Source organism: Geomonas terrae (genome assembly GCF_004791675.1).
GTDB lineage: Bacteria > Desulfobacterota > Desulfuromonadia > Geobacterales > Geobacteraceae > Geomonas > Geomonas edaphica.
Map to the genome: position 1 here is coordinate 1,501,086 of NZ_SRSC01000001.1, position 14,903 is coordinate 1,515,988.

General features: G+C 62.9%; 18 protein-coding genes. 16 read left to right on the top strand and 2 right to left on the bottom strand.

All coding sequences use genetic code 11. From position 1 onward, the window contains the following. The 16 genes from E4633_RS06325 to mobA all read left to right on the top strand — a co-directional run bounded on the left by E4633_RS06325 (position 1) and on the right by mobA (position 14,108). The gene (locus E4633_RS06325; RefSeq protein WP_246037931.1) at positions 1-522 is read left to right on the top strand and encodes a hypothetical protein; all 522 of its coding nucleotides are present in this window, start codon (positions 1-3) and stop codon (positions 520-522) included. Between the two features lie 63 nt (positions 523-585). After that, on the top strand, positions 586-1,221 hold the full coding sequence (locus tag E4633_RS06330) for a MotA/TolQ/ExbB proton channel family protein (protein WP_135869378.1): 636 nt from the start codon (positions 586-588) through the stop codon (positions 1,219-1,221). Positions 1,222-1,256: 35 nt separating this feature from the next. After that, a complete protein-coding gene (locus tag E4633_RS06335) occupies positions 1,257-1,757 on the top strand; it encodes an ExbD/TolR family protein (RefSeq protein ID WP_135869379.1) in 501 nt (166 codons plus the stop codon). Continuing rightward, complete coding sequence (locus E4633_RS06340) at positions 1,754-2,248, top strand: ExbD/TolR family protein (RefSeq protein WP_135869380.1); 495 nt, start codon at positions 1,754-1,756, stop codon at positions 2,246-2,248. Before E4633_RS06335 ends, E4633_RS06340 begins: the two co-directional genes overlap by 4 nt. A gap of 10 nt (positions 2,249-2,258) precedes the next feature. Continuing rightward, complete coding sequence (locus tag E4633_RS06345) at positions 2,259-3,734, top strand: AgmX/PglI C-terminal domain-containing protein (protein WP_246037933.1); 1,476 nt, start codon at positions 2,259-2,261, stop codon at positions 3,732-3,734. 58 nt (positions 3,735-3,792) lie between these two features. Then, entirely contained in the window at positions 3,793-4,083 is a 291-nt protein-coding gene (locus E4633_RS06350) for a hypothetical protein (RefSeq protein ID WP_135869382.1), read from the top strand. Next, entirely contained in the window at positions 4,080-4,343 is a 264-nt protein-coding gene (locus tag E4633_RS06355; RefSeq protein WP_135869383.1) for a hypothetical protein, read from the top strand. The genes E4633_RS06350 and E4633_RS06355 overlap by 4 nt, the downstream gene beginning before the upstream one ends. Positions 4,344-4,523: 180 nt before the next feature. Beyond that, a complete protein-coding gene (locus E4633_RS06360) occupies positions 4,524-5,123 on the top strand; it encodes a porin family protein (RefSeq protein WP_135869384.1) in 600 nt (199 codons plus the stop codon). 94 nt (positions 5,124-5,217) lie between these two features. Next, positions 5,218-5,727, top strand: a complete 510-nt coding sequence (locus tag E4633_RS06365) for a hypothetical protein (protein WP_135869385.1) — start codon at positions 5,218-5,220, stop codon at positions 5,725-5,727. A 54-nt stretch (positions 5,728-5,781) separates the two neighbouring features. After that, the gene (locus E4633_RS06370) at positions 5,782-5,964 is read left to right on the top strand and encodes a hypothetical protein (RefSeq protein WP_136524614.1); all 183 of its coding nucleotides are present in this window, start codon (positions 5,782-5,784) and stop codon (positions 5,962-5,964) included. 373 nt (positions 5,965-6,337) lie between these two features. After that, positions 6,338-7,159, top strand: coding sequence for a mechanosensitive ion channel family protein (locus E4633_RS06375; RefSeq protein WP_135869387.1), 822 nt, complete (start codon positions 6,338-6,340; stop codon positions 7,157-7,159). 370 nt (positions 7,160-7,529) lie between these two features. Further along, a complete protein-coding gene (gene fdnG, locus E4633_RS06385) occupies positions 7,530-10,775 on the top strand; it encodes a formate dehydrogenase-N subunit alpha (RefSeq protein ID WP_162604945.1) in 3,246 nt (1,081 codons plus the stop codon). Then, positions 10,775-11,596, top strand: coding sequence for a 4Fe-4S dicluster domain-containing protein (locus E4633_RS06390; RefSeq protein ID WP_135869390.1), 822 nt, complete (start codon positions 10,775-10,777; stop codon positions 11,594-11,596). Before fdnG ends, E4633_RS06390 begins: the two co-directional genes overlap by 1 nt. Further along, positions 11,586-12,488: an NrfD/PsrC family molybdoenzyme membrane anchor subunit gene (gene nrfD / locus E4633_RS06395; RefSeq protein WP_135869391.1), complete on the top strand. Its 903-nt coding sequence runs from the start codon at positions 11,586-11,588 to the stop codon at positions 12,486-12,488. The genes E4633_RS06390 and nrfD overlap by 11 nt, the downstream gene beginning before the upstream one ends. 13 nt (positions 12,489-12,501) lie before the next feature. Then, entirely contained in the window at positions 12,502-13,449 is a 948-nt protein-coding gene (locus tag E4633_RS06400; protein WP_135869392.1) for a formate dehydrogenase accessory protein FdhE, read from the top strand. Then, positions 13,446-14,108: a molybdenum cofactor guanylyltransferase gene (gene mobA, locus E4633_RS06405; protein WP_246037937.1), complete on the top strand. Its 663-nt coding sequence runs from the start codon at positions 13,446-13,448 to the stop codon at positions 14,106-14,108. The genes E4633_RS06400 and mobA overlap by 4 nt, the downstream gene beginning before the upstream one ends. A 269-nt stretch (positions 14,109-14,377) precedes the next feature. On the opposite strand, the gene E4633_RS20975 is transcribed toward mobA, so the two are convergent. Beyond that, a complete protein-coding gene (locus E4633_RS20975; protein ID WP_135869393.1) occupies positions 14,378-14,515 on the bottom strand; it encodes an entericidin A/B family lipoprotein in 138 nt (45 codons plus the stop codon). Positions 14,516-14,687: 172 nt separating this feature from the next. Further along, positions 14,688-14,903: a hypothetical protein gene (locus E4633_RS06415; RefSeq protein ID WP_135869394.1), complete on the bottom strand. Its 216-nt coding sequence runs from the start codon at positions 14,901-14,903 to the stop codon at positions 14,688-14,690.

The following is a 14,903-nucleotide window of genomic DNA, read 5'->3' on the forward strand; positions in this document are numbered from 1 at the left end:
ATGAAGTTCGACTACACCGACATTGCCGTTCCGGAAGAAAGAAGGGAGCGGCTTTCCATGCAGGAGGCGGGTACCCCCTCTCCGGCATGGAGGCACCACCGTTACCGGCAGATCACGTTTTGCCTGAGGCATCGCCGTCACAAGGAGGAGCGCATGTGGCCCAAACTGGTTTTCTTCGTTTTCCTGGTCCTTTTTCCCGTCGCCATCGTTCTAGGGCAGGACGATAAACCGGCCGCGCCCGACGACCCGAACGCGAACGTGGCGGTTGCCAAACCCGCCGACCCGGGCGACGCCGAACCGAAGATGGTCTCGGGGATGTCGGTACTTGGCAACAAGGAGGCGCCCATGTCCCTCTTCATCGTCCCGTGGAAGGTATCGGAGCTCGGGGCGGAGACGAGTCTCACGAGGACCCTGAACGAGCGCCCGGCTCCGGTGGACCGTGAGGTCTTCCGGCGCGAGGTCGCCTTCTACGAGGTGAGCACCGGCAAGTCGGACGTCCCGGCGGGTTCCGGCACGCCGTAAGTTAATCAAATACCGCGATAGCGGATCAATCGACCTTAAGGTCTACAGGCAAGGAGGCAAGTGATGCACACAATCGTAAGGTTTTTCCAGATGGGTGGGTTCTTCATGTTCCCGATTCTCATGGTGCTGGCGGCTGGGCTCGCCATTTCGGTGGAGCGCTGGCTCCATCTGACCCGGGTTAAGAAGGACAACAGCCAGACCTGGGATCAACTGCAGCCGGTGCTGGCGGCGGGTGATTTCGACCGGGCGCGCGACATGGTGAATGAGGACGGCTCGACCATCGCGCAGATGCTTTCCATGGGGCTTGCCCGCCAGGGTGCGGTGAGAAGGCGCGAGGACATCGAGATTGCCATGGAGGAGAGCCTCATGGAGATCATCCCGCAGCTGGAGAAGCGCACCCCGTACCTCGCGCTTCTCTCGAACATCGCCACCCTCTTCGGTCTTCTGGGCACCATCATGGGCCTCATCGCGGCCTTCACCGCGGTCGCAACGGCGAGCCCGGCCGAGAAGGCGGCGCTTCTTGCCGCGAGCATCTCCGAGGCGATGAACTGCACCGCCTTCGGCCTCATGTCCGCCATTCCGCTTCTTTTGATCCACGCCCGCCTCACCTCGACCACCGGGCAGATCGTCGGGAGCCTGGAGATGGTTTCGGTGAAGGCGCTGAACAGCATCTCCACCTTCGCCAAGCGCGCGTACTGAGATCCCGAACACGAGAAAACTGACAGGAGCCGGTTATGGCAAGACGTAAAAGAAGGCAGAAGGAAGAACTGGACATGGACATCATGGAGGTTCTGAACCTCACCCCTATGATGGACGTGTTCACCGTTCTCGTCGTCTTTCTGCTCATTACCGCGGTCTTCACGAGTATCACCATCATGGAATTGAGCGTCCCGACCGGGGCGGGAGCGGCCGCTGCCGGCAAGCCGAACTTCGCCATCGAGGTGATCGTCCGCAAGGCGGGGCTCGAGATCGCCAATGGCAAGTCGGTAGAGGCCGTCATCCCGAAAAAGGGGGACAAGTACGATCTTGAGAAGCTCTCCGAGGTGATGCGCGGCATCAAGGCCCAGTACCCGGACAAGGAGGACGCCACCGTCCTCATGGAGCCAAAGGTCGAATACGACTACCTGGTCCAGGTGATGGACGTGGTGCGCAGCGCCGTGGTTAAGACGCCGGGGAGCACGCTGGGGGCGAGGGTGACCCTCTTCCCGAAGATATCGATAGGAGACGCACCATGAGACAGAGCAGACGCATGAAGCGGCTGGAGCGCAACAACCATCGCCGTCAGGCATATCTGAACCTCATACCGATGCTGGACGTACTTTCGGTCCTGGTGTTCTTCCTCCTTTTCCACTCGTTCAACGGTGACATGCCCGAACAGCGCCTCACCCTCCCGAACTCCGTCGTCGAGACGAAGCCGAGGGGGACCGTGGTGGTCTCGGTCACCCCGGAGGCGATCGTGGTGCAGGGGCAGCCCGTTGCGAGAACCGCCGAGCTCTACGACGACCAGGTAGCCACGGTGCGCGAGGTGACGGAACGGCTGAACGAGATCCATGGCCGGATCGTCGCGAGCGGAGGGACGCTTGCGGAGAGCGAGTCGAGGGAGGTCACCCTTCTCGCGGACAAGAACATACCGTTCAAGGTGCTTAAAAAAATAATGACGAGCTGCACGGCTTCCGGCTACGGCAGGATCTCTCTCGCCGTCATCCAGAAGGCCTCGCATGCCTAGCGGGTGCACTGTGAATACATCGTTACTGGAACAGGAGCTGGCGCCGCTTAACGCCAGGGTCAAAGAGGTCAAGACGGCCATCAACGACCTCGATATGCAGATGAGCGTAGCGCAGTCGGAGCTCGACATGTTCTCCACGGACCAGCTCCGCTTCGATGCCTTGAGGGACGCGTGCAACGCCCTCGACCGGCTCGCCCAGCTCGAGGTCGGCGGCCTCTTCTGGGAGGTGATGCCGGAGGTCGGCGACCCGGGGGCGCGCCTTGCGAAGATCAGGGAGAGCGTCGACAGGTTCGACGAGGAAATCCGCGGGTCCCTCGAGAAAAGGGCGGGGCTCAAGGCGCAGCTAGACCGGCGCCACGATGATCTTGAGTCGCTCTACGAAGCGATCCACGACGCACATGCGCGTGAAGAGCGGCGCGAGGAGGAATTCCTCGTCGAGCGGGACCTGTGCGTGCCGGAGCACGTCCCGGTGATGCCCTGGAGCAACGAGCCCGAGGTGGAGCGACGCTACCGCCGCACCATGTCCACCGCCATGCTCCTGAGTCTTCTGCTTTTCATCGTCACCAGGCTGGTGACCCTCCCGCCGCCGGTGCATCCTGTCATAGCCGAGGTCCCGGATAGGCTCGCGATGATGGTGCGCAAGGAGATCCCGAAGCCGGTGCCGCCCAAGAAGGCGCGGGAAGAGAAGAAAGAGGCCGAGAAGGAGCAGGCGAAGAAGGAAAACGCCGTCGAGAAGACGGAGAAAAAGCAGGCCGTGGCGCAGCAGGAGCGCGCGCAGGAACATCCTGCCCAGACGTCGTCGGAACAGGCTGCGGCACCTACGCGTTCCCGCAACACCGGGGTGCTTGCCTTCAAGGACAGCTTCAAGGACCTGATCGACGAGACGCCGGTCCCCAAACTCGGCGCCGAGGCGCGCCTCAGCAACGCGAACGCCGCCGGGCAGGCCGTTGCCAGTCGCTCGCTGGTGGCGATGCAGGGTGGCGCGGGAGGCGGCGGTTACGGTGCCGTGAGTCGCAACGTCGGTAACGGCGGCAGCGGCGGGATCGGCGGCGCCGCAGTCGGCCGTGGTGTCGGCGGCGGCAAGGAGGGTAGGCTCGGGCGCGGCAACGCAGGCTTCTCTAAAGTGCAAAGCGGCATCGCCGGGGCGGGAGGGGCCAAAGAGGGAAGGCCGCTCAGCTCGAACGCACGCGCTTCCCGCACCGACGAGGAGATCCAGATCCTCTTCGACCGCTACAAGGCGGCGCTCTACCGCATCTACAACACCCAGTTGCGCAAGGACCCGACCCTGCGCGGCAAGATGGTGCTGAAGATCGCCATCGAGCCGAACGGCGCGGTCTCTGCCTGCTCCGTGGACTCGACCAACATCAACGCAAACGAGTTCTGCGAGCAGATCGTGGACCGGGTCAGGAAGTTCAACTTCGGCCCCAAAGACGGGGTACCGAAGACCACCATCCTGTACCCGATAGACTTCCTCCCCGCGCGCTGAGAAGGCGCAAGGGACGGAAATGGCAGGGGATGAATAAAACGACATGGAGGATCACCGAATGGGCGTAATCATCGACACCCTGATAATCGGCCTGGGCGAACCGACCATATTGACGAGGGCCTTTCCGGCCTGCGAGATCACACGACTGACGAGGGGGGATGCAATGCTCCAGCGGTACCGGGTCACCCTCAAAAGCGAGGATGAGGAGCGGTACTTCGATTTCCTTCAGGACCACTGCATCGCGATGACGTCGAACAGGTTCTATTTCAGGATGAAGAACGACCAGATTTTTGCGGAAAGGATGAAGGCGAGACTCGCCGGCGTCAGAAGCGGCGGGAGGATACGATGAAGCTTACCGATGTGCTGATCCTGGGGCCCGAAGAGCTCCGGATCGTGCGCGAAGAATACCCAGATTGCAAGGTGGACCGGCTCAGCAACTCGGACACCCTGATCCAGCAGTACCGGATCACCTTGGAGTTGGAAGAGGAGAACACCTATTACAACTTCCTGTTGGAGAACTGCATGGCGATGTCTTCGCACAACTTCTACTACAGGGTGAAAGTCGACAAGATCTTTTCGGAAAGGATCAGGAAGCGAAAGCTCGTCTGAGCCACGAGGCACAGCACGAGCCCAAGCGTTCCCCCCTTTGCGAAGGGGGAGCTTGCCCCCCGTAGCCTTGGCGAAGGGGGGACAGGGGGGATTTGTTCCTTGGTTGAGAACCACAGTCCCCTCGAACCGACGCGGCGATTGAAGCCGCGAATTACGAAGGAGGAAGGAAAAGAGATGAAAATGAAGCAGATCATAGTTGGCGGAGTCCTCACAGCGGCCATAGCGCTCGCATCGGGCACCGCCATGGCGGAAAGCATCAAGGGACGGGTAGGCGTCACCGGCAGGGTCGGTTTCCAGATTCCTGCGGACAACGAAGCCGAATTCGGCTGGGGGAACAACAAGACCGACACCGGTTTCGTAGGCGGTGCCGGGCTCATCTACGGCATCGACAACAACTGGGCGATGGAGTTCGACGTCACCCACTCATCCTTCGAATCGGACACCGGCGATTTCAACGTCACCGACATCTCACTGGGTGCACAGTACCGCTTCAGGGTCCCGGAAAGCCGCAAGGCAGTCCCCTACCTCGGTGCCGGGCTGGACATCCTCGTAGCCGACTACGATCCCTACGACGGGGCCTCGCTCGACGTCGACACCGCCCTCGGCGCCCACGTGAAAGGCGGGGTCGACTACTTCGTAACCAGGGACCTGGCCCTCAACGCCGAGGCGAAGTTCGTGTTCGCCCCCGATACCGACATCACCTACCAGGGTATTCACACCGGCGATTTCGATCCCTCGAGCTTTTCCGGGACCATCGGCGTCCGTTATTTCTTCAACTGATTGAGCCAGGTCACTTGCAACCCTGATCATCTCCCGCCGGTCCCCTCTCCCGGCGGGAGATTATCCTGACCAGAAAACAAAACGGAGGCATTTTATGAAACGCATCTTGTCGATACTCGCGGTAGTGGCCCTTCTTGTCCCCGCTGCCGCCTTTGCCGGCGGGCTCGAAGTCTTCCTCTCCAACGTGAACGTACAGGCCCGGGCCGACATGCCCGGCTTTTCCGTCGGGTTAAGCACCCAGTTCGGCGTCCCGGTAACCCAGGTTCAGGCGGTGCTTCGGACTGTTCACGAACCTGCCGACGCCTTCATGGTCCTGCAACTCGGCCAGATGGCGCACCGCCCGCCCGAGACCGTCCTTGCCGTGTACCAGCCCAACCGGAAGAAGGGATGGGGAGCCATCGCCAAGGATCTCGGAATCAAGCCGGGTTCCGCCGAATTCCACGCCCTCAAGAACGGGGACCTGCACTTCACCGGACGTAACGCCGGTCGCGGCGGGGATCGCGGCGAGGTTGGCGGCAGCGACCACGGCAATGGCGGCGGTAAGGGACATGGCGGTGGTAACGGCCATGGCGGCGGACACGGCAAGGGGCACAGCAAGTCCTGAAGCTGACGGCGGGCGGCGCTTCCCGCTCGCTAAAGGAGATGCCGGAGGATGAATATGAGTAAAGGTATTGTTGCAGTAGTGGTATTCGGCAGCCTTGCCGGCATCTGCGGCTGTCGCAAGGAAGGGCCCGCGGAGCGAGCCGGCAGGGATGTCGACCGTGCGGTCGAGCGGGTCGGCATCGAGCTTGGAAAAGCCGGCGACCGCATGGGAGAGGTGGTCAAGAAGCTGGACCGTTGACCGAGTAGTAAAACGCCAAGGGGCGCCGCAAAAGCGGCGCCCCTTTTACGTTGTACGTCCGGTATTCCTGGGAGCCAGGTGTCTTTTCCCACGAAGCGCTGCATTGGCCTTACTTTGCGAAGGGGGGACAGGGGGGATTTGCCTTGGTCCGACAGTTGGGGCCTGTTCCCCTGTAGTCTTGGCGAAGGCTGCTTGGGACTTGTCCCCCGTAGCCTTGGCGAAGGGGGAAAGCCCCTCTATGACAGTCTCCCTACCTGATCTATGAGTGTTGTCCGCTGGCACTATGTAAGAATAGATGTAAAGTTTTGAAATGTCGAAATGACAGAGCCATTAACTCAACGTTGTGCAACCAGTCTTAACCGGGAGGGAAAGCATGGACAACATGGCGGAGTTCAACAAGCTCGCAGTCGCTTATGCAACGGAGTACGGTACCAAGCTCGTGGCGGTGATTCTTTTCTGGTTGGTGGGACGCTGGCTCATCGGGTTGGTAGGGCGCATGCTGCATGGTGTGCTCGAGAGGCAGAAAGTCGATCCCACCCTCATGCGCTACATCGGCAATTTCCTCTCCGTCACTCTCAACATAATCCTCGTCGTCGCCATCCTCGGTTACTGCGGCATCCAGACCACGACCTTCGCGGCCCTCGTTGCAGGCATCGGCATAGCGATAGGCGCGGCATGGGGGGGACTCCTCTCCAACCTGGCGGCAGGGGTCTTCCTCGTTGTGCTGCACCCGTTCAAGGTAGGGGACTTCATAAGCGCAGGCGGCGTGACCGGTACGGTCAAGGAGATCGGCCTTTTCATCACCACCATCGACACCCCCGAAAACGTGCTGGCCATGGTCGGCAACAGCAAGATCTTCGGTGACACCATCCAAAACTATTCCGCCAACGCCTTTCGCAGGGTCGAGCTCAAGTGCCAGTTGGCCGCCGGTGCGGACCACGTGGAGGCGATGCAACTGTTAAGGGCGAAGCTTGCCGAGGTCCCCAACGTCCTTGCCGAGCCGGCCGTGCAGGTGGAGATCCTCGAGTTCGTCCCGGCAGGGCCTGTCCTCGCGGTGCGCCCATTCTGCCACAACGATCACTACTGGCAGGTCTACTTCGACGGCAACAAGATGATACGGGAGAGCCTGGCGGAAGCCGGTTTCCCTGCACCGATGCCGGCCCAGATGGTGTTCGTGCAGAAAACCTTCCCCTGAAGCCTCATCCCCTTCGCGCACCCGTAACGCAAGCCCGCACCGAAGGCCCCCGGATTAGATTCCGGGGGCCTTTTCGCGGCTCCGAAGCGCTGCCCGAGGCCCCGACATCCCCCCTCTACAAAGGTTCTTCAAGGAATTTGGGTCGACCGAAGTGTCTGCCCACGAAGTGCAACATGGGCCTAACGTTCCCCCCTTTGCGAAGGGGGGGCAGGGGGGATTTGCCTGTCGCCAGACAGCCAAGCCGCTCTGTCACAAAATCACTATGAGTAAATTTACGACAGTAACTGGAAAATCTCCTACGAGCTTGTACAGTTATTGGCACGGTTTAAGCCAAAAAATGCATCGCTGTAAGAGAACAGGAGGTCGCTATATGGGAATCAGCCGGCGCAAGTTCCTGAAGGTCACTTCCGGCATCGTTGGCGGCGGTGTCGCCGCGGAACTCGGAATCTTGAACGTCGATACGGCAGCTGCCGCGGCAAAAGCGGGCAAGGTGCCGATAAAAAGCGGCAGGCAGATACCCAGCATCTGCCCCTACTGCGCGGTCGGCTGCGGCCAGATCGTCACTGTGGACGATGCCGGCGTCATCGTCGACATCCAGGGTAACCCCGACTCACCGATCAACCAGGGGACCCTCTGTCCCAAAGGAGCCGCGACGCTCCAGCTCGTAAAGAACGAGCAGCGCTGGAACACGGTGAAATACCGCGCTCCGGGGAGCGACCGTTGGGAGGAGAAGCCACTCGACTGGGCGATGAGCCGGATCGCGGAGCTGACGAAGAAAACCCGCGACGCGAACTTCAACGAGTTCCAGGACATGCCCGACGGCAAGGGGGGAACGGCCCGCAAGCGGGTGATGAACACCTACGCTATCGCCTCCCTGGGCGGCGCGACCATGGACAACGAGTGGAACTATCTGCACCAAAAGCTCATGCACGCGCTCGGGGTCGTCTACCTGGAAAACCAGGCCCGCATCTGACACTCCTCGACGGTCCCCGGTCTGGGGACCACGTTCGGCCGCGGCGGTTCCACCACTTTCCCGCGCGACCTGGAGCGCTCCAACGCCGTCCTCATCATGGGCTCCAACATGGCGGAGTGCCACCCCGTCGCCTTCCGCTGGCCGCTCAAGGCGAAGACCGACCATGGCGCCGTGCTCATGCACGTCGATCCCCGCTTCACCCGCACCTCGGCCGCCTGCGATGTCCATGTCCCGATCCGCGCCGGGAGCGACATCGTCTTCCTGGGTGCCATCATAAACCACGTGATCAACAGCAGGCGCTGGAACGAGGACCCCTTTTACCGCGAGTTCGTGGTGAACTACACCAACGCCGCCACCCTGGTCAACCCGGATTTCAAGGGGACCGAGGAACTGGACGGCGTCTTCTCCGGTCTCACCCCGGACGGTAAATCCTACGCCAACGCGACCTGGTCCTATCAGCGAAACCCCGCCCCCGGCAAGGGAAAGGGGGGCTTGGGACCCTTCAGCGACCTTTTGCTGCAGCAAATCCCCGGACGCCCCAAAACGGACCCCACCATGCAGGACCCGCACTGCGTGCTGCAGATCATCAAAAGGCACTACGCACGCTACACCCCCGCGCTGGTGGAAAAGGTCTGCGGCTGCAGCGCCGAGCAGTTCACCAAGGTGGCGCAGACCATGCTGGAGAACTCCGGGCGCGAGAAGACCGCCAACATCACCTACGCCGTGGGGTGGACCCAGCACACCGTCGGGGTGCAGATCATCCGCGCGGCGGCCATGTTGCAGGCGCTTTTAGGCAACATCGGCCGACCGGGTGGCGGGGTGCTCGCCCTGCGCGGTCACGCCACCATCCAGGGCTCCACGGACATCGCCACCCTGTACCACTCGCTCCCCGCGTACCTCAACATGCCGGACGGTCGCAAGAAGCACGATTCCCTCAAGGACTTCATCCTCACCGAGGCGGGGCCGCTCGCCACGAGCTACTGGGGGAACTACCCGAAGTTCGCGGTCTCCTACTTCAAGGCCCAGTTCGGCGCCGCGGCCACGGCGGAAAACGACTACGGCTATGACTACCATCCCAAGATCACCGGCGACCACTCCCACATGCCGATGATGCTCGACATGGGTGCCGGCAAGATAAAGGGGTTCTTCGTCATGGGGCAGAACCCGGCGGTGGGGGGGCAGAACGCCCGCCTGCAGCGCAAGGCCCTGGCAAAGCTCGACTGGATGGTGGTGCGGGACTACTTCGAAACAGAGACCGCCTCCTTCTGGCGTAACTCCCCGGAGATCCTCTCCGGTGAGTTGAAGCCCGCCGACATAAAGACCGAGGTCTTCTTTCTCCCGGCCGCCGCCGTCGCCGAGATGGAGGGTTCCTTCACGAACACGCAGCGGCTGTTGCAGCAGCACGACAAGGCCGCCGATCCCCCCGGGGACGCGCGCAGCGACAGCTGGTTCACCTATCAGCTTGGCAAGAGGCTCCAGGCGATGTACCGCGACTCGGCGAACCCCCTCGACTGGGGCATCAAAAATCTCGCCTGGGATTACGAGCCGGAGGCGAAGGAGGTCGCCCCCTGGCGCATCAAGGACGAGCCCTCGGCCTACCGGGTGCTGAAGGAGATCAACGGCTACACGGTAGCCGACGGCAAGCCCCTCGCCACCTTCGCGAACCTGAAGGAGGACGGCACCACGGTATGCGGTGCCTGGATCTACACGGGCGTCGTCCCGGAGGAGGGGAAGAACAACGCGGCGCGCAGAAAGCCCGACGAGTGGATCTCCCCCAACTGGGGCTTCGCCTGGCCGGCGAACCGGCACATCATGTACAACCGCGCCTCGGCGGACAGCCAGGGCAGGCCGTGGTCCGAGGCCAAGAAGCTCATCTTGTGGGACCCGGACGCCGACAGCGGCACCAAGGATCCGGCCGGGAACCCGGTGCGCGGCAAGTGGGTCGCCCCCTCCGGCGAGGGGATCGACTTCCAGCCTACCAAGGCTCCCGCCATGGTCGGGAAGGACGCCGCGCTCGGCTTCGACTGGCTGAGCGGCAACGACGCGTTCATCATGCGCGCTGACGGCAAGGCCTGGCTCTTCGCGCCCGCCGGGCTTGTGGACGGCCCGCTCCCCGCCCACTACGAGCCGTACGAATCACCGGTGGCGAACCGGGTCTACCGGCAGCAGTCAAACCCGGTGGCGAAGGTCTGGCGCACCGAAGGCAACGTCTACCACGGCGTCGCCGATCCCAAGTACCCGATCGTCGTCTCCACCTACCGGGTGACCGAACACCACCTAAGCGGCACCATGAGCCGGTGGCTCCCCTGGCTCGCCGAGCTGATGCCGGAGCTTTTCTGCGAGGTCTCCCCTGAGCTTGCCGCCGAGAAGGGGATCAGGAACGCGGGGTACGTGACCATAGTCACCGCGCGCGGCGAGATCGAGGCGCGCGCCCTGGTGACCCGGCGCATCAAGCCCTTCGTCCTCGACGGAAAGAAGGTGCACGAGATCGGCCTCCCCTGGCACTGGGGGTGGCAGGGGAACGCGAAGGGAGACGTCGTCAACGACCTGAGCGCCATGGTGGGGGATCCCAACGTCTCCATCCACGAGGGAAAGGTGTTCACCTGCGACATCAGGGCGGGCAGGAAAGGAGGGCGGAGCTGATGGCAAAGGGCATGTTCGTGGACACGACCATCTGCACCGGTTGCAAGGCGTGCCAGGTGGCCTGCAAGCAGTGGAACGGACTCTCCGCCGAGCCGGCGCACTTCGGGAAGAGGTCCGGAGTTCCCTACCCGGTGGCCGACAACTTTACCGGCGATTCCTACGACAACACCGGGACCCTAAGTGCTACCGACTGGCGCCACGTCCGCTTCATCGAGCAGATCGACGAGTCGCGCCGCGAGAAGCGCTGGCTTTTCTCGAGCGATTCCTGCAAGCACTGCAGCGATGCCGGCTGCCTTAACGCCTGCCCCACCAAGGCGATCGTACGCACCGACCTCGGCAACGTGGTGGTGCAGCAGGAGACCTGCATCGGCTGCAAGTTCTGCATCCCATCCTGCCCCTACGGGGTCATCTCCTTCAGCGAGGAGACCGGGACGGCGCACAAGTGCACCCTGTGCAACGACCGCATCCACAACGGCCTCGGCACCGCATGCGCCAAGGCGTGCCCTACCGGCTCGATCCGTTTCGGCGAGCTCGCCGACCTCAAAAAGAGGGCCGACGCGCGTCTGGCCCAGTTGAAGGGGAAAGGGGAACAGGCGCGCATCTACGGGTACGAGGAGGCGGACGGCCTCAAGGTCTTCTACCTCTTCGCTGACCGCCCGAAGGTCTACGGGCAGCCGGAAGACCCGGTGGTGCCGCAGCGCCGCCTGGTGCTCTGTTCCCTGGTGACCATCCTCACCGCGCTCGGCGTGGGGGCGGCCGCCCTGGTTAACTTCCGCGAAAGGCTGAACGGTAAAGACGAGGAGGAAAGCCATGAGTCCTGAGATCATTCAGCCCCCCGAATGGGCATGGTACTACATAGCGGTCTACTTCTTCGTGGCAGGCACCTCGGCCGGGGCCTACTTCATCGGCGCCATGGAGGAACTCTTCGGCAGCGGCGGGGAGCGCGAGGTGAGCCGCGCCGCCTGCTACATCGCCTTCCCGCTCCTCGTCCTCGTCCCCATCCCGCTCATCGCGGACCTTGGACGGCCGGAGCGCTTCTGGCACCTGTTCATATACAACCAGGGCGGGTACCCGTACCTGAACCTCGTCTCCCCCATGTCGGTGGGGTCCTGGGTCCTACTGATCTTCAGCGCCTGCGCCCTGCTCTCCTTTCTGGACAACCTGGTGGCGGACCGGGTGATCTCCTTCCCCCTCTTCTCCAGGTACTACAACCGCATCCCGAGGCGCCTCTACGCCGTCTTGGGCTCCCTGGCCGGTTTCTTCATCGCCGGATACACCGGAGTTCTCCTGAACGTCACTGCACGCCCCTTCTGGGCCGCCACCTCTCCCCTCATGGGTGCGCTCTTCATCGTCTCCGGCGCCTCGACCGGGGCCGCAGCCATCTCGCTCTACCTCATCTGGCGCAGGCGCAACTCCGGCGGCGAGGTGGAAAGGCTGGAGGCGTTCGACCGCGTCGTCATGGTCTCCGAGCTCGTTCTCATCGCGTTGCTCCTGGTCCTTGCCGGCCGCACCGCGCTTCCGCTGATGACGCTACCCTTCGTGGCCATGTTCTGGCTGGGGACCGTGGCGCTCGGCATAGTGGTGCCGCTGTGGTTCAAGTACCGCTCCCGCCGGCACCCCTTCGGGGACGCGCCGGTGCTGGCGCATTACCTTTGTATCCTCGCGGGAGGGCTCCTTTTGAGGATCAGCCTGCTGCAGGCAGGACAGTTGTGAGTACGGAGGTGGCATGACTGCGGAGCGAAACGCCGACCAAGTGCTGCGGCGGCTGGAAGAGATAGCGACGAACTCGCCCGAACTGCGGGTAACCGCCCGGCTGTACGAGGCGCTGCTTCCCGTGTGGCAGAAGGCGGAGATGGCCGGCGCCGTCGCGCCGTTTAACGGGCTCGAACTGGGAGAGGTGCTGAAAGGTGGGACGCCGCTGCTTGCCGCCGCCGACATAGAGGTGGACTTGGACGGCGGGGCGGCAGTGCTGCTTGACATGCTGCGTGCCGTCGGAGAACTGGAACCGCCTGCGGTGCGGCGGAGCATCTGGCGTCGTTGGGGACGGCCCGCCGAGGTGTGGAGCGAAAGCGAGGCGGCGTCTCTGGCGGCGCTGCGCCGTTCTGCCCGGGAGCTGCTTGGCGGCATCGACGCGGGAGTGATCGACCCCGCTGAGTTGCTCGCACTGGCGGCGTCGGGCGATCTTGCAGGGTTCAGCGCCCGGGTCGCCCGGGCCACGGCGGACTGGGAGCTACCATGGACCGTGGCGCACCACGCTCTGAGGCCCTTCCTGTACGAAGTGCGCAGCCGGGCTCCCCTCGAGGAGATCGGGGTGTGGCAGCGCGGCGAGTGCTACGTCTGCGGCGCTGCCGCCACCTTCGCGGAGCTGCAGGACGACGACCAGGTGAAACACCTGCGCTGCACCGAGTGCGGCGCCGACTGGCACCACCCGCGGCTGCAGTGTCATCACTGCGGCAACGAGGACCATGCGACGCTTAGGTATCTCTACGTCGACGGGAGCGACCACCGCCGCGTGGAGGTCTGCGACGTCTGCCGCAGTTACCTGAAGGTGATCGCGTCCTTCACCCCGACCGCCACCGACTTGCTCGTGGTCGAGGACCTTGCCACCCTGGAACTCGACTTCCTGGCGCAGCACAAAGGGTACTGCAGGCCGTGCCGTGGGGTAGCTCCGTGAGAAGCAAGGCGCTTGCGGGGCATATCCCCTTTCCCGACGTGACCGGCGTCATCCTGGCCGGCGGACTCTCCAGTCGCATGGGAAGCAACAAGGCACTTCTGCCGTATCGCGACGGACTTCTCATCGAGATCATCTACCGTCAGCTCGCATCGCTTTTCGGCGAGATCATCATCGCGGCGAACGATCCGGCGACCTACGGCTTCGTCGGGGGACGGGTGGTCAACGACCGCTATCCCGGCGCCGGTGCTCTTGCCGGGCTCCATGCCGCCCTTGCCGGAAGCCGTACCCCGTACATTTTCGCCGTCGCCTGCGACATGCCCTCCCTGAACCTCGCCCTGATCCACGAGCAGGTCGCCCTGCGCCACCGCGCCGACGTCGTGATTCCGGAAGGAGACAAGGGTGTAGAGCCGCTGCACGCAACCTACTCGACGGCCTGTCTGCCACACATAGAGGCCGAGCTCAAGGAGAACCACTGCCGTCTGGTCTCCTTCTTTCCGCGGGTGCAGGTGCTTCGCCTCTCTCCAGCCTGGGTTGCCGCGTTCGACCCGTGCTTCACCTGCTTTCGCAACGTCAACACACCCGCCGAATACCACACCCTGCGCCGAACCGATCGGCCCGAGCCGCTCACGGCGGGACTTCCCGTGGAAGCGACGCCATAGCTCCCACTCCGCTTACCGAATATGGGGCCAGACGTTCCCCCCTTCGCAAGGCTACGGGAGGCTGGCTCCTCCTTAGCGAAGGTTCTTCAGGAAATTTCGGGAACGGCGACCAAGGTTCCTCCGAAGCGCTGCGTGAGTCCCGGCGTCCCCCCCCTTTGCGAAGGGGGGCAGGGGGGATTTGCCGTTGCGCGACCACAAAAAAGGGCAGTCCGTCAGTCGCCCGGATCTGCCCCTTTCCAGTTGGATATCTTTATCTAGTGCGGCTCCACTCACCGCCCCGATGAATTCTCTATAGCCCTGCCTCCGCTTTGCATGTCTTCACCGACGCCCTTCACGGTGTGACAGCCAGCCAGAGCCCACATGGATGCCATGACAACGACCACTGCGGCAGCAATTCGACGTTTCATATCGTCCTCCTTTTGCACTGGGCTTCTTGGTTGCTACTAATCGCATTGTAGCCCATAGGCAGAAAGCCTGCAAACAGTATGAATAGACGTCGCAACATGAGCCCATGAACGCAAAATGGGGGCTGTTGCCAGCCCCCATTCTGTTACTGCGTCGTGATCCGTTTCCGAACCGCTAGTCTTCGTCCTCTTCATCCTGGTGCTTCGGCCCGCGGGGCAACTCGACCAACTCAGCCCCCAGCGATTCCGCGATGCACTTAAGCTCGCACATGCGCATGTGCTGGCCGTACACCTTGAGATCGAGGTCGGCTACCGCCACCAGTACGTGGCGCGGCTGGTGGGCTCCATCCTGCATTTTGGTCCTGTGACGGTAAAAGATCTTTCCTGCCAT